The sequence below is a fragment of the Gimesia algae genome, assembly GCF_007746795.1.
Classification (GTDB): domain Bacteria; phylum Planctomycetota; class Planctomycetia; order Planctomycetales; family Planctomycetaceae; genus Gimesia; species Gimesia algae.
In genome coordinates this window covers 3,393,686-3,419,683 of the sequence record NZ_CP036343.1, presented here as the reverse complement: position 1 = coordinate 3,419,683, position 25,998 = coordinate 3,393,686, and the positions used below count along the sequence as shown (strand labels likewise).

General features: G+C 51.2%; 29 protein-coding genes. 24 read left to right on the top strand and 5 right to left on the bottom strand.

Going from position 1 to position 25,998, the window contains the following annotated elements:
• Positions 1–37 precede the first annotated feature (37 nt).
• From Pan161_RS12505 to Pan161_RS12410, 20 genes are all read left to right on the top strand, one after another.
• A complete protein-coding gene (locus Pan161_RS12505) occupies positions 38–427 on the top strand; it encodes a hypothetical protein (protein WP_145227263.1) in 390 nt (129 codons plus the stop codon).
• A gap of 70 nt (positions 428–497) precedes the next feature.
• Entirely contained in the window at positions 498–980 is a 483-nt protein-coding gene (locus Pan161_RS12500; RefSeq protein ID WP_145227261.1) for a hypothetical protein, read from the top strand.
• Positions 981–1,133: 153 nt separating this feature from the next.
• Entirely contained in the window at positions 1,134–1,781 is a 648-nt protein-coding gene (locus Pan161_RS12495; protein WP_197995847.1) for a macro domain-containing protein, read from the top strand.
• A 108-nt stretch (positions 1,782–1,889) separates the two neighbouring features.
• On the top strand, positions 1,890–2,453 hold the full coding sequence (locus tag Pan161_RS12490) for an HNH endonuclease (RefSeq protein WP_145227259.1): 564 nt from the start codon (positions 1,890–1,892) through the stop codon (positions 2,451–2,453).
• A gap of 71 nt (positions 2,454–2,524) precedes the next feature.
• Positions 2,525–2,959, top strand: coding sequence for a hypothetical protein (locus Pan161_RS12485; protein ID WP_145227257.1), 435 nt, complete (start codon positions 2,525–2,527; stop codon positions 2,957–2,959).
• Positions 2,960–2,988: 29 nt separating this feature from the next.
• Entirely contained in the window at positions 2,989–3,609 is a 621-nt protein-coding gene (locus Pan161_RS12480) for an ankyrin repeat domain-containing protein (protein ID WP_145227254.1), read from the top strand.
• Positions 3,610–3,708: 99 nt separating this feature from the next.
• A complete protein-coding gene (locus Pan161_RS12475; protein WP_145227252.1) occupies positions 3,709–4,221 on the top strand; it encodes a CYTH domain-containing protein in 513 nt (170 codons plus the stop codon).
• A gap of 90 nt (positions 4,222–4,311) precedes the next feature.
• Positions 4,312–5,001, top strand: a complete 690-nt coding sequence (locus Pan161_RS12470; protein ID WP_145227250.1) for a class I SAM-dependent methyltransferase — start codon at positions 4,312–4,314, stop codon at positions 4,999–5,001.
• Between the two features lie 31 nt (positions 5,002–5,032).
• Positions 5,033–5,611: a DUF6000 family protein gene (locus tag Pan161_RS12465; RefSeq protein WP_145227248.1), complete on the top strand. Its 579-nt coding sequence runs from the start codon at positions 5,033–5,035 to the stop codon at positions 5,609–5,611.
• Positions 5,612–5,625: 14 nt separating this feature from the next.
• Entirely contained in the window at positions 5,626–6,291 is a 666-nt protein-coding gene (locus Pan161_RS12460; protein ID WP_145227246.1) for a dual specificity protein phosphatase family protein, read from the top strand.
• 127 nt (positions 6,292–6,418) lie between these two features.
• Positions 6,419–7,135, top strand: coding sequence for a DUF4261 domain-containing protein (locus Pan161_RS12455; protein ID WP_145227244.1), 717 nt, complete (start codon positions 6,419–6,421; stop codon positions 7,133–7,135).
• A gap of 50 nt (positions 7,136–7,185) precedes the next feature.
• Complete coding sequence (locus Pan161_RS12450; protein WP_145227242.1) at positions 7,186–7,923, top strand: carbon-nitrogen hydrolase family protein; 738 nt, start codon at positions 7,186–7,188, stop codon at positions 7,921–7,923.
• A gap of 181 nt (positions 7,924–8,104) precedes the next feature.
• Positions 8,105–8,581 carry an RDD family protein gene (locus Pan161_RS12445; protein ID WP_145227240.1) on the top strand — a complete coding sequence of 159 codons (477 nt, stop codon included), beginning with the start codon at positions 8,105–8,107 and terminating at the stop codon, positions 8,579–8,581.
• A gap of 71 nt (positions 8,582–8,652) precedes the next feature.
• A complete protein-coding gene (locus tag Pan161_RS12440) occupies positions 8,653–9,051 on the top strand; it encodes a hypothetical protein (RefSeq protein ID WP_145227238.1) in 399 nt (132 codons plus the stop codon).
• A gap of 53 nt (positions 9,052–9,104) precedes the next feature.
• Positions 9,105–9,563 (top strand): NUDIX hydrolase, encoded by a 459-nt coding sequence (locus Pan161_RS12435; RefSeq protein ID WP_145227236.1) that lies wholly within the window; start codon positions 9,105–9,107, stop codon positions 9,561–9,563.
• Between the two features lie 25 nt (positions 9,564–9,588).
• Entirely contained in the window at positions 9,589–10,092 is a 504-nt protein-coding gene (locus Pan161_RS12430; protein WP_145227234.1) for an NUDIX hydrolase, read from the top strand.
• 103 nt (positions 10,093–10,195) lie between these two features.
• Positions 10,196–10,597 (top strand): hypothetical protein, encoded by a 402-nt coding sequence (locus tag Pan161_RS12425; protein ID WP_145227232.1) that lies wholly within the window; start codon positions 10,196–10,198, stop codon positions 10,595–10,597.
• A gap of 28 nt (positions 10,598–10,625) precedes the next feature.
• Complete coding sequence (locus tag Pan161_RS12420; RefSeq protein ID WP_145227230.1) at positions 10,626–11,036, top strand: hypothetical protein; 411 nt, start codon at positions 10,626–10,628, stop codon at positions 11,034–11,036.
• A 39-nt stretch (positions 11,037–11,075) separates the two neighbouring features.
• On the top strand, positions 11,076–11,477 hold the full coding sequence (locus Pan161_RS12415) for a hypothetical protein (protein WP_145227228.1): 402 nt from the start codon (positions 11,076–11,078) through the stop codon (positions 11,475–11,477).
• A gap of 186 nt (positions 11,478–11,663) precedes the next feature.
• The gene (locus tag Pan161_RS12410) at positions 11,664–12,461 is read left to right on the top strand and encodes a phytanoyl-CoA dioxygenase family protein (protein WP_145227226.1); all 798 of its coding nucleotides are present in this window, start codon (positions 11,664–11,666) and stop codon (positions 12,459–12,461) included.
• A 227-nt stretch (positions 12,462–12,688) separates the two neighbouring features.
• On the opposite strand, the gene Pan161_RS12405 is transcribed toward Pan161_RS12410, so the two are convergent.
• Positions 12,689–15,154, bottom strand: a complete 2,466-nt coding sequence (locus tag Pan161_RS12405) for an MMPL family transporter (RefSeq protein ID WP_232103716.1) — start codon at positions 15,152–15,154, stop codon at positions 12,689–12,691.
• A 346-nt stretch (positions 15,155–15,500) separates the two neighbouring features.
• On the opposite strand from Pan161_RS12405, the gene Pan161_RS12400 reads away from it, so the two are divergent.
• Positions 15,501–16,715: a C45 family autoproteolytic acyltransferase/hydolase gene (locus Pan161_RS12400; RefSeq protein ID WP_232103715.1), complete on the top strand. Its 1,215-nt coding sequence runs from the start codon at positions 15,501–15,503 to the stop codon at positions 16,713–16,715.
• A 100-nt stretch (positions 16,716–16,815) separates the two neighbouring features.
• Here Pan161_RS12400 and Pan161_RS12395 read toward each other — a convergent pair whose 3' ends face one another.
• Positions 16,816–17,703 (bottom strand): NAD(P)H-hydrate dehydratase, encoded by an 888-nt coding sequence (locus tag Pan161_RS12395; protein WP_232103714.1) that lies wholly within the window; start codon positions 17,701–17,703, stop codon positions 16,816–16,818.
• A 415-nt stretch (positions 17,704–18,118) separates the two neighbouring features.
• On the opposite strand from Pan161_RS12395, the gene glgP reads away from it, so the two are divergent.
• Together glgP and Pan161_RS12385 are read left to right on the top strand one after the other, a co-directional pair.
• Positions 18,119–20,272: an alpha-glucan family phosphorylase gene (gene glgP / locus Pan161_RS12390; protein WP_145227220.1), complete on the top strand. Its 2,154-nt coding sequence runs from the start codon at positions 18,119–18,121 to the stop codon at positions 20,270–20,272.
• Positions 20,273–20,569: 297 nt separating this feature from the next.
• The gene (locus Pan161_RS12385; protein WP_145227218.1) at positions 20,570–21,442 is read left to right on the top strand and encodes a sugar transferase; all 873 of its coding nucleotides are present in this window, start codon (positions 20,570–20,572) and stop codon (positions 21,440–21,442) included.
• Between the two features lie 105 nt (positions 21,443–21,547).
• On the opposite strand, the gene Pan161_RS12380 is transcribed toward Pan161_RS12385, so the two are convergent.
• Both Pan161_RS12380 and Pan161_RS12375 read right to left on the bottom strand, forming a co-directional pair.
• Positions 21,548–22,837, bottom strand: a complete 1,290-nt coding sequence (locus tag Pan161_RS12380; RefSeq protein ID WP_145227216.1) for a Gfo/Idh/MocA family oxidoreductase — start codon at positions 22,835–22,837, stop codon at positions 21,548–21,550.
• Between the two features lie 45 nt (positions 22,838–22,882).
• The gene (locus Pan161_RS12375) at positions 22,883–23,554 is read right to left on the bottom strand and encodes a 3-keto-disaccharide hydrolase (protein ID WP_232103713.1); all 672 of its coding nucleotides are present in this window, start codon (positions 23,552–23,554) and stop codon (positions 22,883–22,885) included.
• A 234-nt stretch (positions 23,555–23,788) separates the two neighbouring features.
• Between Pan161_RS12375 and mtnA the strand changes: the two genes are divergently transcribed.
• Positions 23,789–24,871 (top strand): S-methyl-5-thioribose-1-phosphate isomerase, encoded by a 1,083-nt coding sequence (gene mtnA, locus Pan161_RS12370; RefSeq protein ID WP_145227214.1) that lies wholly within the window; start codon positions 23,789–23,791, stop codon positions 24,869–24,871.
• A 19-nt stretch (positions 24,872–24,890) separates the two neighbouring features.
• Here mtnA and Pan161_RS12365 read toward each other — a convergent pair whose 3' ends face one another.
• Positions 24,891–25,547: a hypothetical protein gene (locus Pan161_RS12365; RefSeq protein ID WP_145227212.1), complete on the bottom strand. Its 657-nt coding sequence runs from the start codon at positions 25,545–25,547 to the stop codon at positions 24,891–24,893.
• Positions 25,548–25,998: the final 451 nt, after the last annotated feature.

The window sequence follows — 25,998 nt, the reverse complement described above, 5'->3', positions numbered from 1 at the left end:
AGAGAACTGTCTGGTGAGACGATGAGGTAATTCCGGGATGGTGCAAGATAATATTCCACCCGATCCAGAACAGCCGGGCCGCAATCAGCCTGCGGGCTTCTGGACGGAAACGAACTGTCAGGTCATCGAGTTGCCGCTGACAAAAGAATCTCTGGTGCAGGTATTACGCAGCGCCCTGGATGTCGCGAAGTCACCGTATACGCATCAGGAAATCGCCTGGTGGGCCGACAATTTTCATATGGCGCAGTTCGACTTTGAGAACCCGCTTGATGAAACCGTCGCCGATGTGGCCCTTGATCTGCATCTGCAGTGGCAGATGTATCTGGACAACACCTACACCCGTGAAGAACTACAGAACCTGGATTTTTCAAAGGTCCGGTTACCCGCTGAGTACTTCTCTAACTGGCTGGAACAGCTTGAGGCATAGTTGATTCAAGTGCTACATCAATATTGAACAACAAAGAGATGCAGTGTGCGCGAGCCAGGGTAAAAGCAAAATGGATCTTCAGAAAATCACAGAATATCTCTTAGATAATGACAGCACTACAAGAGATATCACTTTTACTCCCGCAGCATTAGCAAACGTGGGGCTATTGATCCGTTTGCTGATTGATGAATACCAGCAGGGGATTTTCTTTAACCAGGACGGTATGCGAATTGAATTTAATTCCCAGGCAATATGCAGCTCACTTGATAGAGGGGCAGTATTTGTATATGGAGATTTAGAATCAGAAACGGCTCTTTTTAGAAAAATAAAGCTGTTTTTAGATTGGGAGGAAGAAGGTCTGTGTGCTGTCGAGCTCTCATTTTTCCCGGATGACTTACAACCAGATTTTAAAATCGAACAGTTTCTATCGAAGTTAAACCTCTGGTGGGACACGCTACAGACGCGCGAGGTTTTTGTACGATACGAGAATGCCAGTTGGGAACAATATAATCCCAATGACCTTGGTGTTTTCTATCATCAAACACGGACTTGATAGTATCCACGTGATGACCACTTCGCTCTCTATTGCAGGGCTTCAGGCAGGACAACGATCTGATTCGAACCTGAAACGTCCTGCTGGTGTCAGCTCTGAATTGCCAGTCATGGTATTCAGATCACAGCTCACCCAGCGGTAGGGACCGTCTTCATGTCACCAGGCCTTTTACAAAAGAAGCTTCGACTGCAAATCCGCTTGACTGCCATCGATGAACCACTTTACCAGGCATGGCAGCGGTGGTGTGGCGATCTGCCGTTTGTGGAGGTGCACCATGGTTCGATCTTCGATAAGCCTGCGGATGCAATTGTGAGTCCAGCGAACAGTTTCGGGTTCATGGATGGCGGCATTGATCGACTCTACCTGGAGCGGTTTGGACCGTCATTGCAGGACCGTGTTCAAAACCAGATTAAAGCAGACCATGCCGGAGAACTGCTGGTCGGTGCAGCAACGATTGTTGAGACTGAAGACGCCGCGTTCCCCTTTCTGATCGCCGCACCCACGATGCGGGTACCGATGCCGGTGGAATCGTCGATCAATGCCTTCGTGGCGGCTCGCGCGGTCTTCCTGTTGATTCGCGATGGCGTCATTCCTTCCGGACAGTATGCGGGTCAGCCGGTGCGCGAACATGTGAAAAGCATTACTGTACCGGGCCTGGCAACCGGCGTGGGGCGCATGCCTGCCGTGCAATGTGCAAAACAGGTACGAGCTGCGATTGAGGATGTTCTGCTGGACCGATTTCAGTTTCCCGCCAGTACCTCACAGATCCGTAAGCGGCACGATCGCCTGCTGGGGAAGTAAACAGATTGAATTATTTGATGCATCTGATTTCCTGATTATGTAGGATGAATGGCTATGAACTAAAAAACTGACTTCGGATCCTTAGATATTTAATAAAGGGAAAACAGATTGAGTTACCAGGTGATTCGAGACACGTGTCAGTTGATTTCTCAGGGTGATCTGGACACAGCGCGGCTGAGGATCCTTTCAGGTTTTCCGTTCGTACCTCTCGAAAACGCGGGTAGGAATTATTCTGACGTTCAGAAAACTCAAATATTTATTCGAGATGGTTTTATCGACCGTTATTCTGGTGAGAAACTGGTGTTTCCTCCCGTGTTGCGGCTGATGTCAAAACTGATGCCCGATGAATTTCCTTACCATTCTAACTGGAAAATGTCGGAGTGTCATATCGCGTACTGGCAGCTCTCACCCACCATCGATCATATTGTGCCGGTCGCGCGTGGTGGGGCAGATGAGGGATCCAACTGGGCCTGTACTTCACAATTACGAAACAGTGCCAAGGCAAACTGGTTTCTGGAAGAGTTAGGTTGGGAGCTGCATCCGCCAGGTGATTTGCGGGAGTGGGATGGTCTACTACACTGGTACGTGGATTATGCGAATGATCACGCGGAAATCAAAGCGGACCCCTGGTTCCGTGGATGGCTAAGAACTGCAGAGAATGTCATTAATTAGAAGTCTTAACCCCACTTTGAGTTTGCCGGGATCGAGCAACTGGACCGATTGCGGTCAGGAGAGGAAGCAAGTTGAGTGAGAAACCGGATTTTTGTATCAAAGAATTTCGACCTGGTGTCTGGCAACATGATGTCGTCATTCAGTGGTTGGAAGGGATCGAAGCCGGGTTGGCTTTCAATCTGGCAAGAGTAGCAAAATTAACTGCAGAGACGCGCAGGTCCATTGTGGCAGAGTCCGTTGAATTGGCATGTCTTTGCCAGAATATCGGAAATATCCTGATAGGCCGATACCTGTTGCTTTCACTGCCGCCTGATGTCGTTGATGAATTTTTGAAGAAGACCACCAGTGAACTGATCGACTGGACCGACGATTATGAATATCATCGGGTTCTGGAAGTCGCGGACGCATTGGGAACGCCTTATTTTGAATGGGCTATTGAACGCGGACGTGAGAGTACTGACATTGATGTGCGCGAGACGGCACAGGAATGGGGCAAGGATATCTGATTCCATATATGAGAAAAGATTGAGGTTCAATGGCAAAGAATTTATTGTATGCAGCCGGTCATGGAAGTCTGAAGGAAGTTAAACGATTTCTGGAGAAGGGGATTGCCGTCGATACCCTGTTTGACTCTGGGATGACTGCCTTGTCAAACGCGGCGTTCGCAGGGCATCTGGAAGTCGTCGAGTATCTGTTGTCTGTGGGCGCTGATCCGAATTGTGCCAGCGAAATGGGCGTGACCCCATTGACGGCTGCGACCCGGAACTGGCGTGTCAATGTGATCCCCTGTCTGATCAAGGCGGGGGCGAACCTTCATCACCGCACAGAACAGGGGCATACCAGTGTGATGATCGCTGCGAACTGGGCGACACTGGAGACGCTGCAGATTCTGGTTGAGGCCGGCGCTGATGTCTTGGATCAAAGTCCAGAGGGACACACGACGTTGATGCTGGCTGCGCTCCATAATGATCGCAGCCAGGAACGGCTGGAATATCTGCTGGAGCGGGGCGTTGACATCAACGCCGTCACAATAGAGGGCGCAAGTGCCTACAGCTACGCGAATGAAAAAGGACATCACGAATTGCGGGATTTTCTGGTCAGCCGGGGAGCGTTAGAAAATGACTACATCTCCCCCTGGCGCCGCAAAAAGACTTGAAAGCCCCGGAGCGTGCCTTATGAATTTCAGAAACAGGGAAACGAAATGCTGGTAGTTTCGGTTTCCTGACTTCGGTTGCAAAATAGAATGACAGGCAGCATGATGAGTAAACCGCCAGCGGATCCAGAGCCTCTGACGAGCCAGCCGAAGTACAGTCTACTGGAGATCGAACGTCGCTGGCTGGCAGATGAGCGGCTGCTGCCGGATCTGGCATCGTTACCGGTGCGAATCATCACCGACAAGTATCTGGATGCGGGGCGTTTGCGGCTGAGAAAGATCGAAGGGGCAGACGCAGTTCAATTCAAACTGTGTAAGAAGTACGGAAAGTGCAGCGAGCTCTCTGAGCCGATTACGAACCTGTATCTCACGGCAGAAGAGTATGAGCTGCTTTCGGTACTGCCGGGCAGGATTCTGATTCGCCAGCGGTTTACATATCTCTTTCAGGACATTCCTTTCAGTATCAATGTTGTGGTGGGCAAGGCGGCTCCTGTGATTGTGGAGTCTGAATTCGCTAGTGAAGCGGAGGCCGCGAACTGTGAGCTGCCCCCGTTTTGTACTGAGGAAGTCAGTGGTCGAGCGGAATATGAGGCCATCCAGCTGGTGGATGACTGACCATATTCAAATTGAACCAGTTGTCCGGGCGTGTGTCTCTCTGCTGACGGCCAAATTCAATGAGCTTGAGGCACAGAACTGGAATCAATAATGGCTTTTTCTCTGGATAACGTGGTCCCCTGGGGACGTTCGTTTGACGAATATCGGGCGATGTTCGCATTGACGAATGAAGATCTGCAGCAGAAGATTCTGGGCTGTGGGGATGGGCCTGCGTGTTTTAACGCGGAGTTGACCAGGCGGAGCGGACGTGTTGTTTCTGTTGATCCTCTGTATTACTTTTCCGCCGCAGAGATCAGTCAGCGGATTGACACGACCTTCGAAACTGTAATAGAACAGACGCGGCGGAATCAGAGTGAATTCGTCTGGGAACAGATTCGTTCGCCGGACGAACTGGCAGAGATCCGCAGCGCGGCGATGCAGGAGTTTCTGACCGACTATGCTGCAGGAAAACGGGAAGGCCGCTATCGGACCGCCAGCCTGCCGACGCTGCCGTTCGACGACGGTGCATTCGACATTGCGGTCTGTTCGCATTTTCTGTTTCTCTACAGTGCGCACTTTTCTGCGGAATTTCATGTTGCGTCGATCAGGGAACTGTGTCGTGTGGCGCGGGAAGTCCGTATTTTCCCCCTGCTCGAACTGGGGGCAATCAGATCACGGCATCGGGAATCGGTGATGGCAGAACTCTGTGCAACGGGTTATGATGTACAAATCAGGCGTGTGCCTTATGAATTTCAGAAACAGGGAGACGAAATGCTGATGGTGCGATTGTCTGAAGATTAGTAGTCAAATACATAGTGCAGGGGGCAGGTGAGTGGATGAATTAGAGATTCAGCGGTGGGTATCGCCATTTTACTTAGCGATCCTGCATGGGAACTATGTATCACACATCTTAACTGATGAAGAGCGAAATCAGTTTAATCAGCGAGTGTTTGAGGTTTTACCAGAGATGACTCCGCAGATTGCCAGATCACTTATTTCCGGACATTGGCGGGAAGCGATCACGGGTAGCTGGTTTGCTGGTGTGAAGAAATATACCCAATGTCAAACTCAGATCGCAAGGCGGTTGCTTGCCTCAGAAGCCTGTTACGCGGGACAATCACACGCATTTGCTCTGGCCTGTTTTGCGAATGATGCTTCGGTTTCGGCTCTTAAACAATATTTAGACCGATATTTACGACAATTAGATTGCTATTACGACCAGAACTGGGCTATGCCGGCCCTGATGTGGATTGATGAAGTGAATGGGACAGATCATTCAATAGAATATCTTAAAGCGAATGGTCTCTGGGAGCGATTCATCAAAGACAAAGACTTAAAGGCCTGGCGCATTCAAACTTGTCAGAAACAATTCTGGAATCTCATGAATTACTGTAAATCACATTTTCAATAACAATAATACTCTGTATGAAAATCGGATTTCTACTGCTGATCATTGCGTTTCTACTGGTGTTGGCTGCCGGAATACATCAGGGCTGGTGGTGGCTGCTGCTCTGGCCAGCCTTCAGCTTTGCGATGGTCTCGGCGGGGTATTTTGGTTTGGGGCCGCGTATCTTCAATAAGTCGGAAGAGGGACTGGTTCCGTTGTTTAATCAGTGTCTGCTGTTGCCTTATCTGCTGTATCTGAATGGAATCTGGAACTTGTCACGGCTGTTGCGAGCAGAGCCCCCACTCCACCAGTTAACCGAGAACCTGTATATCAGTCGGCGTCTTTTGTCCTGCGAGCTGCCAGCGGAGATCGTGCATGTCATCGATCTGACTTGTGAGATGAGCGAGCCGCTGGGACTACGTTCACGCGGTTATCACTGTTTTCCCGTACTGGATCGTGCGGCTCCCTCAGTCGATTCATTGTACAGCTGGATCGAACAGACTGCAGTGTTGGAGGGGCCGCTTCTGATTCACTGCGCGGAAGGGCATGGACGGACTGGGTTGTTTACGGCTGCACTACTCCTGTATACCGGACAGGCAGCGAGCAGGGAAGAAGCACTGCGCTTTATTCAGAGTCAACGACCACTGGTGCGATTGAGTCGAGAGCAAAAACAAATCTTAGAAGATTTTTCGAATGGGCATTGAGTGGTAACCTGTTACTGGTTGCAAAATGAAATGGCATGCTGCATGATGAGTAAACCGCCAGCGGATTAAGAGCCTATGCAGAGTGCCGGCTCGATGCATCTCAATTGATCTCTTAGAAAGTCGCTCCGTGGAAGTAGTTGTCGGTATTCCCATTGTTCTGGACAGTCACGACGCGTTTCGTGATCAGGTACTGTCCGTGGCGCGCGACCGGTTTCTGTTCGCGGGGCAGATTCTGATGTCGCTGGAAAACAGTGCCGCGGTCAGGTGTGAGATTCATGAAGCGGATCCGAACATGGCGCTGGCATTTGAACTCGGCGGGCAGGGAACGATTTCAGAAAATGATCTGGCTGCGATTGCCGCCCATCGATCGGTCGTGTATCTGATCACTGATCGAACCGGGTTGACTGAGCTGCACCAGTTGCACACCTTTATCGATGTTACGCTGGAGTGTGGCGGCCTGGGGGTGAAGTTTGAAAATTCGGGGGTGGCACACGGTCTGAGTTCCTGGCAGCAGCAGAAATTTTGCGGGAACAATCTGGATCTGCTGCAGTCGCATGTGATGCTGGCCGGCGATGAACAGTTTTTCTACAGCACGGGCATGCATATCTTCGGCTTGCCTGACGCGACGGTACCTGCGACAATCGAAAATCAGGCCGCGGCGCAACTGTTGACTGAGTTCAATCATTACCGCATTTTTGAAGCGGCGCAGATCAAAGATGGTCAGACCTTCTCGCTTGCAGCAGATGCACCTCACTTCCGCCTGCATCTGAAAGAGGATGAGATCAATGCGGGTCAGGAATGTTTCGTCAACCCGTATGGACGATTCCTGCTCGAACCGCTTTAGCGTTCTGAAGCGGAAGTTCGCTCTGTTCTGCTGGTGTGAGCGGTGAACCTATGAAAAACAGAATCACAGTCGCCGCCTGTCAGTTATTCGATGTGCAGAATGATCGGGAGCAGTCGCTGACAAAGATCAAAGAGTATGCAACGCAGGCCAGTGAGCAGGGCGCGGCGCTGATCTGCTTTCCCGAATCGTATCTGCAGGGTTACACGACAAAGGAAATACTCGCGCGAGAGCGGGCGCTGGATATTTCTTCCGACAGGTTTACGGATATTTTGAAACGACTGGAGTCGCTGCAGCCGACCCTGGTGATTGGTTTTATTGAGAAAGCAGGCACGCAACTGTTTATTTCCGCGGCCGTTGTCAGGCAGGGAACGCTGCTGGGCTGTTACCGCAAGACCAGGCTGGCGCCCGGGGAACGATTGTTCGATCCGGGGACCGAGACGCCGACGTTTGAAGTTGAGGGACTGCGGTTTGGTGTGAATATCTGTTATGAGCTGAATCTTCCCGAGTGTGCAGCAACGATTGCCTCTCAGCAGGCACAACTGATGGTCTGCCCCTGTTACAATATGCTGCACCCGGAGAATGCGGAAGTGTGGAAGCACAGACACAATGCAATTCGCGCCGAACGAACGCGGGAGACCGGACTCTGGCTGATTTCTGCGGATGTAACGGGGGCACGCGACGGACAGATTGCTTATGGCCCGACCGCGCTGATTGACCCCGATGGAACCGTGGTGGCGCAAGTCCCCTTAATGGAAGAAGGGTTACTCCTGCAGGAAATTACGTTTTAGAGGAGACAACTCTCAGGAGAATTCTGGCGCTTCACGGACTGCGGTCTTCACTGGAAATGGTTGAATAAGTCCAGATTCGAGTTGAACTTACGGCCCGCGTCCGGGTATTCTCATTAAAGAAGAACAACTCAAACCGACAGCGATAAACCATCGGGGATCGCAGAGCAGGGAGTCAGCAGGGATGAAGTATGCAGGGTTCTGGGTCAGGGCAACCGCGTATGCGATTGACATCGTCCCGATCAGTATCATTGTGGTGACACTCTTTTATTTCTATTCCGACTTTGGACAAACGTGGTTTGCCTATCAGGCGGATCGCATGAACGTGGATGCCCGGGTACAGTTCATCAAAGAACAGAACTGGATTCGGGAAACAGTGTTTGGCGTGTGGCTCGTGTATTGTGCGTTGATGGAAGGTTCCTCTTTTCAGGGAACGCTGGGCAAACGACTGCTGGGGATTCGCGTAGTGGACCGGCTGGGAAACCGGATTTCGTTTGGTTGTTCGGTCATTCGTAACCTGTCGAAGATTACTTCTTACATTCCATTTCTGATGGGCTTTTTCTGGATCGCCGGTTCACGGCAGAAACACGGCTGGCATGACATGCTGGCGAAAACGGATGTGGTTTATGGAGAATCCCGGCTGCACGAACATTTTGAATGATTCTGGATTGTGCTGATTTGTAGAAGTGTTGGTGACTTGACTTCAGGTCGCACTCAAAATCTGGAGGATTGATGATGAGACACTATGAAACGTCAGACTCGATTCGCGAGATGATCGCTTATTTCCTGCCTTTCTGTGATGACAAAATCACGCTGCAGATATTGCTCAGGATGAGTGAGTGCCTGGAGCCCTGGGATGAAGCAGACGCGCTGTATGAGCGGATCAGACAGAAAACGGTGATCGCCCGTAAAAAGAACGAGAGCCGCGCGCTGGCACAATATGCGTTCGAAGAGAGCTGTGCGAAAACGCTGTATAATATGTCGAAACCAGCTTCGCCTTTCTACAGTGATGCACCGTTCTGGGTGATCCCGCTGGGCTTCCGCCTGGCTTGTGCACTCGAACTTCCGGACCCCTGTGCGTTCAGTCCGCTGTTGGATGATGATTCAGATCAGCATTTTCGCTTCATGTGATTTTTTCACGATGCAAATTGAAGAACATCCAAATACCTATCAGGAAACAGTTCATGACTGACATTTGCCTCGATATGAATGAGTATCGCGTGAATCTGCGCGTGGCGGCGATTGTGCGGCGGGGGGAGGATGTGCTGTTGTGCCGTCCGCCTGGGCATGACTGGTGGTTTCTGCCGGGCGGGCGGATCAAGGTCAACGAAGATTCGCTGACTGCGGTACGGCGGGAACTGACCGAAGAGATCGGGTCAGGCTTTGAAGTGCGGAAACCGACTGCGATCGTAGAGAACTTCTTTGATCTGGAAGAGAGGCGGTTTCACGAGATCTGTACGGTTTACGAAGTCACCTGGCACGGCGGTTTGATTGCGGCGACGGTGGATGATGTGCAGGAAGAGTTCGACTGGTTCTCACTGGCGGAATTGAGGGATGTAGTACTCAAGCCGGATTTGATCAAACAGCGGATTTTGAATCCGCAAACGGAACTGGAACTGATTGTGAATCGAGAGAACAAATGAATTTCAGCAGACAAAGCAGGTTCGCATGACCTATCGCAACCGCGTGTTTATCTATATCACGAACGGGGATCACCTACTGGTATTTGACCATGTTGATTTCCCGGACGCGGGGACACAGATCCCGGGAGGCACGATTGATCCGGGCGAAACACCGGAAGCCGCGGCGCTGCGGGAAGCACGCGAGGAGACAGGGCTGAGTGATTTTTCGTCGCCTGCATTGATCGCACGCCAGAAAATGGATCTGGAACCGTTCGGAAAACAGGAAGTCATTGATGCCTGGTTTTACCACTTGCAGTATGAGGGAGAACGGAAAAAACGCTGGCGACATGCAGAACAGACGCCCGGTGACGGGAGTGGTCAGCCGATTCTGTTTGAATTGTATTGGGTTCCACTTCGCGGGAAGGTATCCTTGAATGGTGCCGACGGGTTGTATCTAGAGCGCATCACATTTAACCATAGCGTCTCTCGATCTATTATACCCGGTCCAAGTGGACCTGGAGACGCTACAGTAAAACGGGACACAGTCTAGACAAAATTCATGATTGCTAATGCGGGTTGATTTGGTGTGCAGTTATTGAAGTGGATTGGCTGTAATATCCATATACAGAGCTAAGTCGGGAGAACGATGCTGGATGAAAGAGTCTTATAGTATCTATGATCTTTTGGAGCAAATTCAAAAACGACCTGCCATGTATATTGGCTCTTTTGAGCTGGAACGAATTATTTTGTATCTGGCTGGTTATCGACATGCGATGATGGAACAGGGAGTCCGTGATGAATCTACGCCGGACTTCTCGGGATTTCATGAATTTGTCAGAGATAAATTTCAATTCCCAGGCTCCTCAATGGGTTGGCCAAATCTAATCCTGGCGAAAACAATGGGGCTGAATCCCCAGGATGTAACATGGGAAAATTACAATCAGGGAGTCACTCCGGAACTGCACAAGGAAGCGGTACTGGAATTTTTCCGATTGATCGATGAATACCGTTGTACTGAAGTGAATGACCCAACGGAAACTGAAACGCGTATTTAACCACTTCATGTGTTAAGATGATCTGCTAGTGCTTGACGATATGAACCTGCAACTCGAAAGAGAACTATTTCAACGCTTTCTCCGTAAAGAGAAGGTGGATCGATTTCTTTGGATGCTGGAGTCGCCTAAACGACGAAATAAAATTTTTGATGACCTGCGTGACATACGTTATTTTGATGAGGAGTCATGTAAAGAATTAACGAATCAGGAGAAAAGTCCAGCGACGATTATAGATCGGCTCAAAAATCTTGGAGTTAAAAACGTAGTCTATATCATAAGTGATGATGACGATTATGATGGTACAGAGCAGTCTCTGGAACCATTTATCAAGGCACAATTATGGCACACGGAAGAGGTGCTTGGTTATTGCAGTAAATCGAAAGTTGGCTTCTTCAAAAATCACGAAGGCTGGTTTTATATTCTTTCAAACAATCGCTGAACCTTTATATCTTCGAACCTCGAAAAATCGAGACATGATATGTTGAAGACTTCTCTTGAAAGGAATATCTCAACGCGAACCGGGCTATTACTACTGCTGTTCGCCCTGGTAGTTCCGGTTGCGCTCTGGCTGCTGTTCGAGGCAAGCCTGCCGTTCCTGATTGCTTTCCTGGCTGTCCCTGTGATATTGATGGGGGTCTGGCATGATCTCGGTTTTCTGATCGGGGGCATATTTTTCTGGGGCACGCAGATTGTGTGGGAGCAGTTGAGCATGCAGCCGGGGCAGGTCGATAATATGTTGTCGGGGCTGGTAATTACCTTGGGGTGGGTGCCTTATGTGATCTTTTACGGGCCGATCTTTCTGTTGATTAAATCGAATGCTCGCTATCGGGAGAAGTGGGCCGGGACCGACTCTGTGGATGTTTCTGAACGCTTTAATTGAATATTATGATATGAAGCAAGCGGATATCTGCCTGTAGACCGCATGCGTGAAGAGTTCAGAAGATTACTTAATTTCACTACTTTAATTTTCAGAACTGGAATTGTATGATAGTCGTGTCTGCCGGAGCGGGGCTTGCGTTTTGAGCCTGGTTGTCGGCGTGTGTCTTTATGATCAGAGTTGAGAACCATGACATCATCATCACAGTCCCTGACGCAGGAGCGGCTGTCTGCAGAAGAAGTTGAGAAATTCGAGCAGGACGGCTACCTGATTTTACGTAATCTCTGTCCCGAAGCGTTGCGACAGGAGATGCTGGCGGCGACACTGGACGGACTGTCGCGGGTCGTGGAGCCAGTCGAGTATGAAGCGGACGTGGAATATCCCGGTTCTCCCAGTTCACGGAATGTGGCCGGCGGTGAGACCGTGCGGCGGCTGCTACAGTCGCACAGTCGCGGGATGAGCTTTACCCAACTGGTGAGTCATCCGGCGCTGGTGAATCGACTGTCACAGTTACTGGGACCCGATTATGTAATGCCGCTGGCACATCATAACTGCATCATGACCAAGCAGCCGGAATTCAGCAGCGACACGATGTGGCATCAGGATATCCGCTTCTGGTCGTTTGAGCGGAGAGAACTGATCAGCGTCTGGGTCGCTTTAGGCGAAGAAAACACAGATAACGGTTGTCTCAAAGTCATTCCGGGCACGCATCGCATGACTTTTGAACCGCATCGTCTGGACGAGCGGATTTTCCTGCGACCCGATCTGCCGGAAAACCAGGAATTGATTCAGACCAGTGTGTCTGCAGAACTGCATCCGGGGGACATCCTGTTGTTTCACTGCCGGACGTTTCATGCAGCAACCCGCAATTTTACCGACCAGGCCAAGTTCTCAGTGGTCTTCACGTTTCGACCAGCGGACAATCCGCCGATCAGCGGAACGCGTTCAGCCAGTCTGCCGGAACTGGTGATTCATACGAATCCGTAGTTCACGCGTTTGACTTATACTGTTACCTGGGTCGGCCCGAGTAGATTTCGGGCCGAGCGGAGCGAGCAGGATGTTGTGGTGTGCTCGTGCAAGTTGAGGGTGCGTCTACCGTGGGATCAGGTTGATCGTATGAGGTGCGTTCCTTACGAGCCCACGCGTATCCTGCGACCTCCTGTTGTCTGCGACAACCTCGAATTGCATTCGAGGCCACCCGCTGTGATCGCAAATTATTTTGCGTGGCTCGAATCGAGTTCGGGTTGGGGTTTGGTATCGAGGAATTGAGCGGCACCGAGGTATTTTCCCCAGGAGCCGAAGTAGCCGCGATAGAGCATGATCAGGTAGGCGGGTACGATGATGGGGCGGATGATGAAGGTATCGAGCAGCACGCCGAACGCCAGGGCAAAGCCGAGTTGCTGCATGCCAACCAGGGTGCCCGCCATCAGTGAGGAAAAGGTACCGGCCATAATAATCCCACAACTGGAGATGATGCCGCCGGTGCTTTTTAAGGCAGAGATCACGCCATCGACGGGGTCTTTGGTTTTCTGTTCTTCGTCGATACGTGTAATCAGGTAGATGTTATAGTCTTCGCCGACGGCAATCAGGATCGTGAAGAGGAACATCGGCACTTTCCAGTCGAGGCCGGTAAAGTTGTGAGGATCCAGAGCCCAGAAGACGGTAAAGGTCACTCCGAGTGTCACCAGGTAGCTGAAGAAGACACTCAAGATCAGATAAGCAGAGATCGCAGGTCTGCGGAGCAGGATCACCAGAATGATAAATACGCTGCCCAGTACCAGGATATCAATGCGGGCCTGATCCTGATCGGTTACATGTTTGAGATCGGCAATGCTGGCGGTTGCACCGATGTAATAGAGTTTCGTGTTGGCTTGCAGATGAGCGGGCAGTGATTTACTGACTGCTTTTTTGACTCGTTCCAATTGCATCATGCTGTCGTGCGAGAAGGGATCTTTTTCGAGGATCAGATCCATGCGGGTGACATGATTTTCCAGTTTGGGTTCGGAGCTGACGTAATAGTTCTTGATGACTTTAATGCGGCTGATGGCGCGTAATTTGGCGAGGCCGCGCAAGTCTCTGGCTTTTTCCATTTCATCCGCGGCACCGATACCAAATGGTTTGGTCATATTGCGGATATCGGCGATGCCCAGTTCCTCTTTATTTTTTAAGAGGTCATCAGTCAGCTTTTCGATGGCCTCGCGACCTTGGGAGTCGGAAAAATTGACGTCGGGATTTTCAAACAGCAGTGTCAGGGGCCCTGTTGCTCCCGCCGGGTAATGGCCTTGGACGGCTTTCGTGCCCACCACGCTGGGGTCTTCGCTGGGGAGTTCAGACAAGAGTCCGTAACTTAAATTTCCATAGCAGGCCAGGGTGATCAGGACGAACGGGAAGAGGATCAGGAACGTGGAGAGCCAGATTTTTCCGGGTTTTTTGAGTAATGCGAGTGAGACAGATTCCCAGAGGGAACCGGCCCAGTTGCGTTGCATCAGGCGGGCCATGACGCTGGATGGGGTCAGCCAGCCGGCGGAAATTGCGACGCGTTCATTGAATGACTGCGGCCAGTAGGCGAAGCGGCCCGCCAGGCAGAGCAGCGCTGGTGAAAGTGTGAGGGAAGCGATCAGTACGAAGAACAGGCTGAGTGCCATAGCGATGCCGGCCTGCTGGAACTTGCCAAACTCGGCAAAATACATCATTCCGATGCCGCACATCGTGGTGCCGGCACTGGCGGCCAAAGCGGAGCCGACGGTGGCGATGGAGTTGGAAATGGCCTCTTTGAAGGTGCATTCCTTATCCAGTTCTTCCCGATGCCGGGCGATCAGGAACAGGCAGTAGTCAACGCCCGCGCCGTAGAGAATGACCGTTACATAGATTTCAATGCCGGAGAACAGGCCCACCCAGCCCCAGTCTCCCAGAATCGCCAGGACGGAGAGTGCGATTTTGACCGAGACGAACACCGTGAACAGCGGGATTAACGCCAGAATGGGAGCGCGATAAATGATGATCAGCAGCAGGATGACCAGGAGCACCGTCCAGAGTTCGGTGGCTTCTGCACTCTGGTTCGCCGCCCGGATCATATCGCGGCCGACAGTGGCGATGCCGCTGAGGGTGATATCGAGACCGGGCTCAATCGTCTTTTTGAATTCATCGTTACCGAGGAGATTCTCGATGCTCTCGACGGTTTTCGCATTACTCTGATCAAGAAATTCTGTAGAGAGTTCTACGATGACCAGTGAGGCTTTGTTATCTTCGCTCTGCAGCAAATCGCCGATCGATTTATCGGTATAGGTTCGAATGCGTGAGATATTCGACTTATTCGATTCTACGCCGTCCCCTTTGCTTTCGGTGGCATAGCCTCCCTGTTCTTCCACAATATGTTCGAGCTGTGGTTTGAGAGTGTCCTCGATGAATTTGAGGTCTTGCGGTCGGAGTCCCTGGTCGCCATGTTCGCGACGGACCACGATCACAATGCTGCTGGCCAGCAGGTCATCGGGGAAGGCGCGTTTAAACAGTTTCTCACCTTGCAGACTGGGAGAGTCGGCGGGGAGAAATGCAAATTCGCCGTTCTGAACGACGGAGGACCATTCCGGTGCGACGTAAGAGATCCCTGCTACTGCCAAAACCCAGCAGACGAGAATGACTTGCCAGAAACGGACTACAGTGTTGCCTAAAACTCGAAACATAGAGATTGCTAACAAAGAGCGAATGAAGAGACGTAAAATACAATCTGGGAAGACACTAAACAGTTTCAAAAGTAGTTCTTTGAAACCGGATCCATTGGCGTGAGGTATCTACAGTAACTTCAGGTCTTCGCGCCGTCAATCTTCACACATTACAGTGACTGAATGCAAGTCTAAGGGACTTGTAATTGTAATGCGAGCCTCATAAAGTGTGTTTATGTTCATTTTAAATGACAATGGTCAAATTAAATTTTGTATCTCCCATTAGATTTGTCATAATGTGTTTCTGATCGGAAAACATTTCACAGCCCATTTCCCAATCGTTCTGATGAGTGAAAAGGATCTTCTTATGTTTCGTAACCCTCGCCGTTTCTCTGGTTTATATTTTTTACTTCTGCTGACGCTGGTCTGTTTAGCTCCGGTGGTCGCGTCGGCCCAGACGGTTGCCCGCTGTGGTGAAGGCTGGCTGGAAAAGATTGACGGGTATTACGTGTTGCATGTGAAGGGGACTCATTACGAAATGGGTTACCAGCAGGGAGTCTTACTGAAGGAACACGTTCGGAAGAACATGTACACTCTGCTCAATGAAAAAGGGGATACGACCCTGGTTGATCTGGGGCCGGTAAAACTGAAGCCACGCCAGGCGATTGAAACGGTTGTTCAAATTCAGAAACCGTACACGCCTCAAAAATATGTCGATGAGATGCGGGGACTGGCTGCTGGCGCCGAGATTGCTTATGAGGATGTGAGAGCGACCAATTTCATCCCGGAGATGTTTCACTGCAGCGGTTTTTCGCTCGCGAATTCTGCGACCAAAGACGGGACCCTGTATCATGGTCGCGTGCTGGATTATGCCTGCGACTGGGGTCTGCAGGATCATGCGGTGCTGGTCGTTGCAGAGCCGAAAGGGGGGATTCCGTTTGTGAATGTTTCCTATGCGGGTTTCATTGGCTCCGTCACCGGCATGAATATGCAGTCTGTTTCGATAGGCGAAATGGGAGGCCGGGGTCTGGGTCACTGGTCAGGAGTTCCGATGGCGTTCCTGGTCCGCGAAGTACTGGAGACGGCGAAAGACCTGGATGAAGCGATCGCGGTGTTCCGCGATAACTATCGCACGTGCGAATATTATTATGTGATTGCCGATGGCAAAACAAACCGTTCTGTGGGCATGGCGACCAGCTGGGAAAAGATGGAACTGATTCAACCAGGCGAATCGCATCCTCTGTTGCCGAACCCGGTGAAAGATGCCGCGCTGCTGTCCGCCGGCGACCGTTATCAGGAACTGTCCAAGCGGGTCAAACAGGGTTATGGTGAATTCACCGCTGATTCAGCGATTGAGTTGATGAGCCGCCCGGTGGCGATGAAATCCAATCTGCATAATGTGCTGTTCGAGCCCAAATCGACGAAGCTGTGGGTGGCGAATGCAAGTGCCGATGGGAAGCCGGCTGCCAATCAGAAGTACTACAGTTTTCAGTTATCAGAACTGCTGAAACGCAAACCGGATTCCAGTGCACCCGTTTATCCGATGCCGACAGGCCAGGCTGTTTCTCAGAAAACCGAATAGTGTGTTAACAGACCTGGAATGGCACGTGGGCCGGAATGGTTCGCACGCTCGTGGGCGTGCTCTCCTGACATTGCCCCCCTGTCAATATTGGATAGCTCGGTCAATCGTCTTCTGAATTCAGTCCATTTTGTAACTGCAACCAGGCATCAGGCAGATAGTCGAGCAGATCCGAGGCGATGAGGGCGGGTTGCGAGAGGTCCTCTGCCGCCAGATCTCCGGCGAGTCCATGCAGGTGCGCTGCCAGTTGCGCTGCGGCAAAAGCGGACATACCCAGTCCACATAATGCGGTCAGCAAACCAGTGAGGACATCACCTGTGCCACCGGTCGACATGCCGCTGTTGCCCGTTGTGTTGACGGCGATGCGGGAGCCATCCGTAATGACTGTGTCTGCGCCTTTCAGGAGTAAGACAATCTGTTGCTGTTGTGCATACTCCACGGCGACCGCTTCCCGATCTTCGCTGATTTCGGAGATGCTTTTTCCTGTGAGCCGTGCGAACTCACCGGGGTGGGGTGTAAACAGGCGTGGTCCCGCGGCAGCAGGCAGATTCTGGTTCGATGCTGCAATCACGTTCAAAGCATCCGCGTCGATGATCAGGGGTTGTTCGAATTCGGCGTAGAGTTTCCAGATCAGCATCTGCACCCAGGGAAGTTTCCCGAGTCCGGGACCAATCGCGATGGCTGCGAAGTCGTGAATCTGATCCAGCAGAAACTTTGCTGACGGGCCCGTCAAGTGACCCGACGGTTCGACGTGTAACGGCAGGGTAAGGTAGCAGGGATTCACGGCAGCGACGATGGATTGAATTTCCTGGGGAACGGCTAGAAAAACGAGTCCTGCGCCTCCCCTGAGTGCCCCCATTCCTGACAGGCAGGCGGCGCCACTCATCCCCGCACTGCCGGCAATCACCAGAACTTTTCCAAACGTTCCTTTATGTGAATCGACAGGGCGTGGGGGCAGCGAAGGCAGATCGGTGATTCGTTGAAGATTCATGGTAAAAATTTCTTTCAAATTGATTCGAGATCACTAAAATGTGAAAACGATTCGGCAGACTTCGGACGGCCTGCACTGAATTCCTGTGTTTGTGTTCCATCTGGAATGGACTGAGAATCGGTGCGGTTTACAAAAGTTAGTCTGGGGCAAATAAGTTGATTGGTAAATTGTGTATTGTGTGTAAGTTCAATTTATCCTGTTGAAAGTTTGACTGGGAAGACTCCAACTTATCTACGAGTTCATTATACTTTAAAAGCCTGATTTTGAATCGGTTCTTTCATTGAGAGAACTCATTTCTTCGCTTCTGCGCGATCAAGCAGGTAGAGGTATCAAGAGCAACATCAGTATCACCCTCAGACAGGTACTGAGGAATGACAGAACGATAAACAACTGCAATGGATTGGATGGACCTTGAATGGCTAAGAAAAAAACTGTTTATGAGAAACTTTGTGAACTGGCCAGCAACCTCTGGTGGAGCTGGCAGCCTGATGTCACTCAAATATTTCATTTGATTGATCCCGATAAATGGTCTGAACTGAATCATAACCCGGTACTGCTGCTGAAAGAATACTCTCCGGAGCAACTGGATGATAAATTAAGCAGCCTGAGCCTGCACTCCCGTGTGAATGTGGCTTATCGTCGCTGGCTGGAATACATGGATCGCTCTGATACCTGGGGGTCGACCAACGCGACCATTCTGGGTCATCGCTGTGCTGCCTACTTCTCGGCTGAATTTGGGATTCATGAATCATTACACATTTATTCCGGCGGCCTGGGTGTTCTGGCGGGCGACCATTTGAAAAGTTCCTCGGACCTGGGTCTGCCTCTGGTTGCCATCGGTCTGTTTTACGGGGAAGGTTACTTCTCACAGCATATCGATAAAGCAGGCTGGCAGCAGGAATCGTATACGGAAGCCAAGACAGAAAATCTGCCGATTATTCCGGCCTATACCCCCGAGGGAAAGCCGGTGATGATTTCGGTCTCGACCCGTTCGGGAGAAATCTTTGCCAAGGTCTGGCGGATTAACGTGGGTCGCGTGCCTCTGTATCTGCTCGACACGGATGTACCGGAAAACAGCCAGGAAGATCGGAATCTGACCGCGCGGTTGTATGGCGGCGATCAGCGAACCCGTATCCGGCAGGAAATCATGCTGGGGATTGGTGGCGTTAAGGCACTGGAAGCGATCGGCATTGAACCGAGCGTAATTCACATGAATGAAGGTCATTCGGCATTCGCGCCCCTGGAACGCGTGCGGAACCGGATGCATGAAGACGGATTCTCATTCGATGACGCCTTACGAGAAGTCGCAGCATCTTGTGTGTTTACCACCCATACACCCGTGCCCGCAGGGCATGACCGTTTTGACGCCGCTCTGCTGGAAGAACACGTGGGGCCCCTGGGCGACCAGTTAGGTCTGGATCATCATGCCTTGATGAGCCTGGGCCGGGTTGATCCCCAGAACGAAGGAGAAACCTTCTGTATGACGGTGCTGGCATTTAAACTGAGCCGCCTGGCCAATGCGGTTTCGAGTCTGCACGGCGTAGTCAGCCGTCGGATGTGGGCCTCGCTCTGGCCGTGGCGGAGCGAGGAAGAAATTCCCATCGGTCACATTACCAACGGCGTGCATATGCCAACCTGGCTGGCGGCACCGATGCGTGTGATTTATGACCGTGTTCTGCCGACCAAGTGGTACTACAAAACCGGTCAGGCCGATGTCTGGTCGGGAATTGAAGAGATCACCCCCGGTGATCTGTGGGAAACCCATCAGGCACTCAAGAATCGTTTGATTCATTTTTCCCGTGATCTGCTGGTAAAACAGGCCAAGCGTCGTGGCAGTTCGGAAACCGAAATCGGTCACTTGAAAACCGCGTTGAATCCGGATGCCCTGCTGATTGGTTTTGCCCGCCGGTTTGCTCCGTACAAACGCGCCGACCTGGTGATGAAGGATATGGAAACATTCCTGAAGATCATCGAAGACGCGGATCGACCGGTGCAGTTCATTTTTGCCGGGAAAGCGCATCCCGCGGATGAACGGGGTAAGCAGATCATTCAGCGTATCTTCAAACTGACCCAGGAACCCCCGTTCCGAGGCAAGATTGTGCTTCTGGAAGATTATGACATCAACCTTGGTCGGCATCTGGTACAGGGTGTGGATGTCTGGTTGAATAATCCCCGACGTCCTCTCGAAGCCTCCGGTACCAGTGGTCAGAAGGTGGTGTTGAACGGTGGCTTGAACTGCTCTATTCTGGATGGCTGGTGGGCGGAAGCCTTTGATGGCAGCAACGGATTTGCCATTGGTGAAGGCCGGACCCATGTGAACCAGGAGATCCAGGATGACCGTGATGGCCTGAACCTGATGAAGGTTCTGAAGGAGGAAGTAATTCCCCTGTATTACGACCGGAACTACGACGATCTGCCTTTAGAGTGGATTGCCCGCATGAAAAACGGAATCCGCACATTGGGTTGGCGGTTTAACGCCGACCGGATGGTTATGGATTATGCAGAGAAAATGTATCTGCCCGCCGCTGGTGGATTGTCCAGTCAGATCAAAGGGGATTCATCCCTGTAGGATCAGATCACAGCTGCGTCAGTACTGATAATTGTTATGACGGTTACAGGAAACAGATTCGTTCTGATTCCTGTAACCGTTTTTATTTGTACGACCTGTCTCAGCATGAACGGGACTCGACTGACCTGTGAGTATCTGGAAGACTTCCTGAAACATGGGCGTCATTTTCGAGCTAGCCTTTCAGTGTAAGTACTTAACAAAAGGCAGCCCCTGTATCGCCGACACATCAGACTATGCCTCTCGTCTGACGATCCAGGGCCCAAACGGATTACCCAGAACAGAAGAAAAGTGTTTGTCATGAGCTCAGTGATCGCAGGAAAGACCAGTCAGACAAGTAAAGCCATGATTCCACCAGGAGAGTTGTCAGACCTGGTGAAAGGATACATGGATGTCGAACTATGGCGTTCAACCGGCTGGCTGACACGACTGCATCTGGATGAACCACGGGTGGATGTCCGCAATCTGACCGAACGTACGCGGCTGTTTAAACGGATAATGGATATCGCTGTTTCCTTTACGATGCTGATACTGCTCTCACCGTTATTGTTGTTTCTGGTGGTGCTGGTGAAACTCACATCACCTGGTCCGGCAATTTTCAGACAGACACGCGTGGGTTTGAACTTGAGAACTCAGACCAAGAATGATCGCCGTCAGTCACAGGTGGATTTAGCTGAGCTGAACCTGGAGGCGGATCGTCGTCAGCCTGGTTCTGATCGGCGGGATGAATCAGGCTATGGAATGCCGTTCACACTGTATAAATTTCGGACGATGACTGTAGATGCGGAAAAAAATGGCGCGCAGTTCGCCGTCCAGGGAGATCCCCGGGTGACGAAACTGGGCCGCTTCATGCGGAAAACACGGCTGGATGAACTGCCCCAGCTCTGGAACGTGCTCAAAGGCGAAATGACATTAGTCGGTCCACGTCCTGAACGCCCGGAATTCATCGAAGGTTTGAGCAAAGAGATTCCCAATTACATCAATCGCCTGGGATTAAAACCAGGTCTGACGGGTGTTGCACAGATTGTGAACGGTTACGATAACAATGTCGAAAGCTTCCGCCGCAAGGTTTCGCTGGATCTGATGTATCTACAGAACTGCTGTATCTGGAACGACATCAAAATTCTGTTCAAAACCATCCGCGTGATACTGACTGGCAGTGGTGCGTTATAAGGTCGGCTGTTGCCTGAGACCTTAATGCAACGATAAGCAAAAAAAACGCCCTGCAATCAGGGCGTTTCTGTTTTGACTATGAATACCGTGACCGATCAATCGAACTCAGGAACTGGCTTCCGGGAAGTGGCTCAATTCCAGAGTATTGGCGGGAGCCATCTTTTCTTTTTCAGTGTCCCAGCCCATCATCTGGCCGGATCGCCATGATTCGTTAGCCATATTAACGGCGACAACACCTGCCAGGCCCAGTTCGGTCGGGCAGTTCAATGCTTCGCCGTTACGGAGATGGTTATGCAGGTTGGTGTGGTGCAGCTTGGTGTCTTCGGCCCCCGACTTCTTATGCTCGGCCAGTACTTTGCCATCTTTGTCTTTGGCGACCCAGCCTTCGCGGGTGAAGTAGAGTGTGCCACGATAGCCGCGAATCAGATGATCGATGCCGACCCGGTTGCTCATGGTTCCCAGGACATAGACCGTCATGCCGCGGGGATACTCGCAGATCATTTCAAAATTGTCAGGCAGATTGCGCCCGTCATTCCACTGCCAGATCCCACCCATGCCGACGACCCGACGGGGGTAAAGCAGGTTGCAGGCTTTCATGATGCGGGTGATACGATGAATAAACAGGTCAGTGCAGATGCCACCCGAGTACTGTGAGTAGTTTCGCCATTCAAAATAGTGGTGCGGGTTCCAGTCGATTTTGGGAGCATGGCCGAGCCAGGCGTTCCAGTCGAGATCGTCTGGTTTCGCATCACCGTCTTTCAGGCCGGGACGACGCCAGGGACCCTGTTCGCCGTAACGACGGACATATTCGATCTGAGCCTGTACGACCTGTCCGAGTACCCCTTCTTCGATGGCTTTGGCAGCGGAGGAATACGAATCATCAGACATACCCTGTACGCCTACCTGGATCGGCAGCTTTGTCTCTTTCTGTTTTTTGATGACGGCCTGTGCTTCCGGGATGCTGTGTGTCATCGGTTTTTCACAATAGACCGCTTTACCGGCGTCGAGGGCATCGATCGTCATCTGTGCGTGCCAGTGTTCCGGCGTGGCGATCGTGACGTAGTCAATGTCTTTGATTTCCAGAACCTTGCGGTAATCGGAAAATGCGTGCTGCGCGCCGGTCTTCACTTTTCCTTCCTCGGCGCGAGTGGTCCAGCAGTCGGCAACGGCAATCGCTTCGACGTTATTTTTTTCACGAATGGCGTTGTACGTACTCATGTGTGCGTTAGCCATGCCACCCGCGCCGATAAACCCGACACGAATCCGATCGTTGGCGCCAAGAATACTACCATAACTTTTGGCAGTCCAGGCGAGACCCGCGGCGACGGCACCGCCGGTCTGCAGGAAATTTCTACGCGTCACTTCAGAAGAAGCCGGTTTCTGTTCTGAACTCATTAGTCTTATCCTGTCTCTAAGAGTATGAATCAAGTGGGGAGGGACTTAATCGAGTTCTTTGATCCGCAGATTTTTGAACTCGATTTTCGCGCCATGGCCACACAGGCAGATGTAACCGGATTCCCGTTTCAGACCGGGGTGGTCTTTGCCATCGATTGTGCCGTTTTTCTTGGCATCGGTCATATCGAAGTCGACGATGGTCGTGCCATTCAAGGTGACTTTGACTTGATTGCCATCCACCAGCAGTTCCTGGGTATTCCACTCGCCGACAGGTTTCAGGTGACCGCGTTTGGCAGGGGCCGTTCCATAGAGGGAACCATGATACTGATATTTCTGCAGCTTGGCATACTTGTCTGCAGTGTCATCCAGAATCTGAACTTCTTTACCTGCATATGCCGGGCTGGTTTTGGGGTTGAGAGGAACATGGAATCCGATACCGTTGTTGGCGCCTGGCTCCAGTTTGAAATCGAACCGTAGAACAAAGTTCTTGTATTCCTGATCAGTGAAGAGGTTTCCTCCGCTGTCTTTTTTGCTGACCAGCATGCCGTCTTTCGCGGTGTACCCGTCGGTGGCACCTTGCCAGCCATCCAGGTTTTTACCGTTGAAGATGCTTTTGAAGTCACTGTCGCAGTGTTCTTCGGCGAACAGCGGGGCAGTCAAACCGAGAACAGCGATCAGACCAAGCGAGAATAATTTCCGGGCAGTTGTTGGGAGCATAACATTGTTTCCTTGATATTCAGCAATTGACAATTAATCAGGAAGGAAAATCCTGTGATATTTAAGGATCTTTAATAAGGTGTGAAGATTTGAGCATACCAAAGTGCATTTACCAGAATCAATGGAAAACCCCGTCAATCCGTTGGGTTTTTTGTTTGAGGCGATTTCGGCTAGAATGAGAGTTGGCTTGCAAAGCGGAATTTCCCATTTCTCCCAGATGGAAGAGAATCGAATATGAATCTACAGAATCGAATGGCGTCGGATGTAGCGACCCTGCAGTGGGTTGGCGGAACAAATGGATATCTGCAGATGATTGATCAGACTTTGTTGCCGATGGAGTTTCGCGAAATCGAATGTCATGATGTGGAGACGGTTTGGGAGGCGATTAAAAAACTGCGCGTGCGTGGTGCACCCGCGATTGGTATTGCCGCTGCCTACGGTGTGGTAATTGCGTTACAGACAGGAACCGGTTCCGAGCGTCCGGACTTTGATCAGCGCTTGACCGAAGCGGCGACGTACCTGGCAGAAAGCAGACCGACGGCCGTGAATCTGTTCTGGGCATTGGATCGTTTGCAGAATCTGGCAGCGAGTTTACCGACGCTCTCCAATGCGGAGATGCATGCACGACTGCTGGACGAAGCGAGACGCATTGAACAGGAAGATCTGGAGATGTGTCACAAAATCGGCGAAGTTGGTGCAGAACTGCTTTCCAAAGGCGATGGTGTGCTCACACATTGTAACGCGGGAGGTCTGGCGACTTCTGGAGGCGGAACCGCGCTGGCCGTGTTCTTTGAGGCGGCGCGGCAGGGAAAAGAGATCCATGTCTACGCCGATGAAACACGACCCCTCTTGCAGGGAGCCCGCCTGACCACGTGGGAACTGATGCGACGTAGTATACCGGTGACTTTAATCACGGATTCGATGGCAGGCTGGGTGATGCAGGAACAGAAAATCCAGGCTGTGGTGACCGGAGCAGATCGTATCGCCGCCAATGGAGATTCCGCGAATAAAATCGGAACGTATTCCGTGGCGCTGCTGGCGAGTCTGCATGATATTCCATTTTATATTGCTGCCCCCTCCAGCACATTTGATCTGAGTCTGACCAGCGGGAGTCAGATTCCCATCGAAGAACGTCTGCCGGAAGAGATCACCCATGGGTTTGGAACACAGACGGCTCCTGTGGGAGTGGATGTTTATAATCCTGCTTTTGATGTGACGCCAGCGAAATATATTTCCGGCATCATCACGGAGCGGGGTTTGATTCAACCGGTGACAACCGAAGAAGTCGCGCGGGTCTTATCAATAGACCAGGATTAACTTGCGAACAACCGGATCCTCAACGATTGATATAAACCGGGCTTTGTTCGTAACCCACAGAGTTGTTGGGGTAGGGGTTCTGCCTTTGTGGCCGCTGGTAGGGTTGTTGGTACTGGGGCTGTTGTTGCAACTGCTGCTGTTGATATTGAGGCTGCTGGTAACGCTGCTGCAGTTGTCCTGGCTGTCGATAGTCAACCGGTACCATCGTCTGCTGAGGTTGATAGTACGATGACTTCAGCTCTTCCCGGCGTTCCTGGAAATCTCGCTTACGCTGCTGGATTTCTTCGATATCTTCTTCCCGCGGAGGGAGGGCGTAATTTTTCCAGGTTGCCTGCTCTTGATAGCGGTTCCAGAAATGTTGTGAATAAGCCAGTTGCGGAGTGATTCCCCAGCCATTGGCTGTCTGTGTTTGTGAGAGAACGTGGCGATAGTTATAAGGCTTAAAATAGTGGTAGCCACTGTACGGAGAAATTTCCTGAAAGTAGCCGTGCTGCCAGGGGTATTGTGAATCGAATGGAAACCGTGGGTCGCCGTAGATTCCGCCTGTGACGCCGGAGCTGGTCATGGGATAGCTGGATTCGTAAGGGATTGCATCGGCACCATACGCGCCGTCTGAATACATCGGATCTCCGCCGACAGAAGCTGCGATGGCGATGGCAATTAATGTAGATGACATATCCGAAATCCCTCTTGATCATGAAACAGAAATGCAGATCTGTTTGATGAATTGAATAAACGTGCTATTTCCTCTGTGTCCTGAGCGCGAGATCTTCCCACGCTATGATATTTATCGGAATATCAAAGCGCCTTTCCTTCAGGTTCATCATAAAAATCGCAGGATGTAAATCACATAAGCGCGCTACAACCTGCATATTTTTAAATCGGGTTAGTATAACCAGTCAAACTGCACCGGCAGGAACTGCCGAAAGCCGGTTTGAAGTATGAAGTTTTGTAGGGATTCTGGTCTCTCACCAGAAACAGGTTGTAGGTTTAAGTATCAACGCGAGTGACTTCCGTTTCCAGAGAACGAAAGCATTTGTGATTTCATATAGATCTGACAGAGCGGCGCCAGGCGTACTGCGTTTTTCGGCGAATTGATTTTGCTTTTCATCAGAGATGATGTTTTT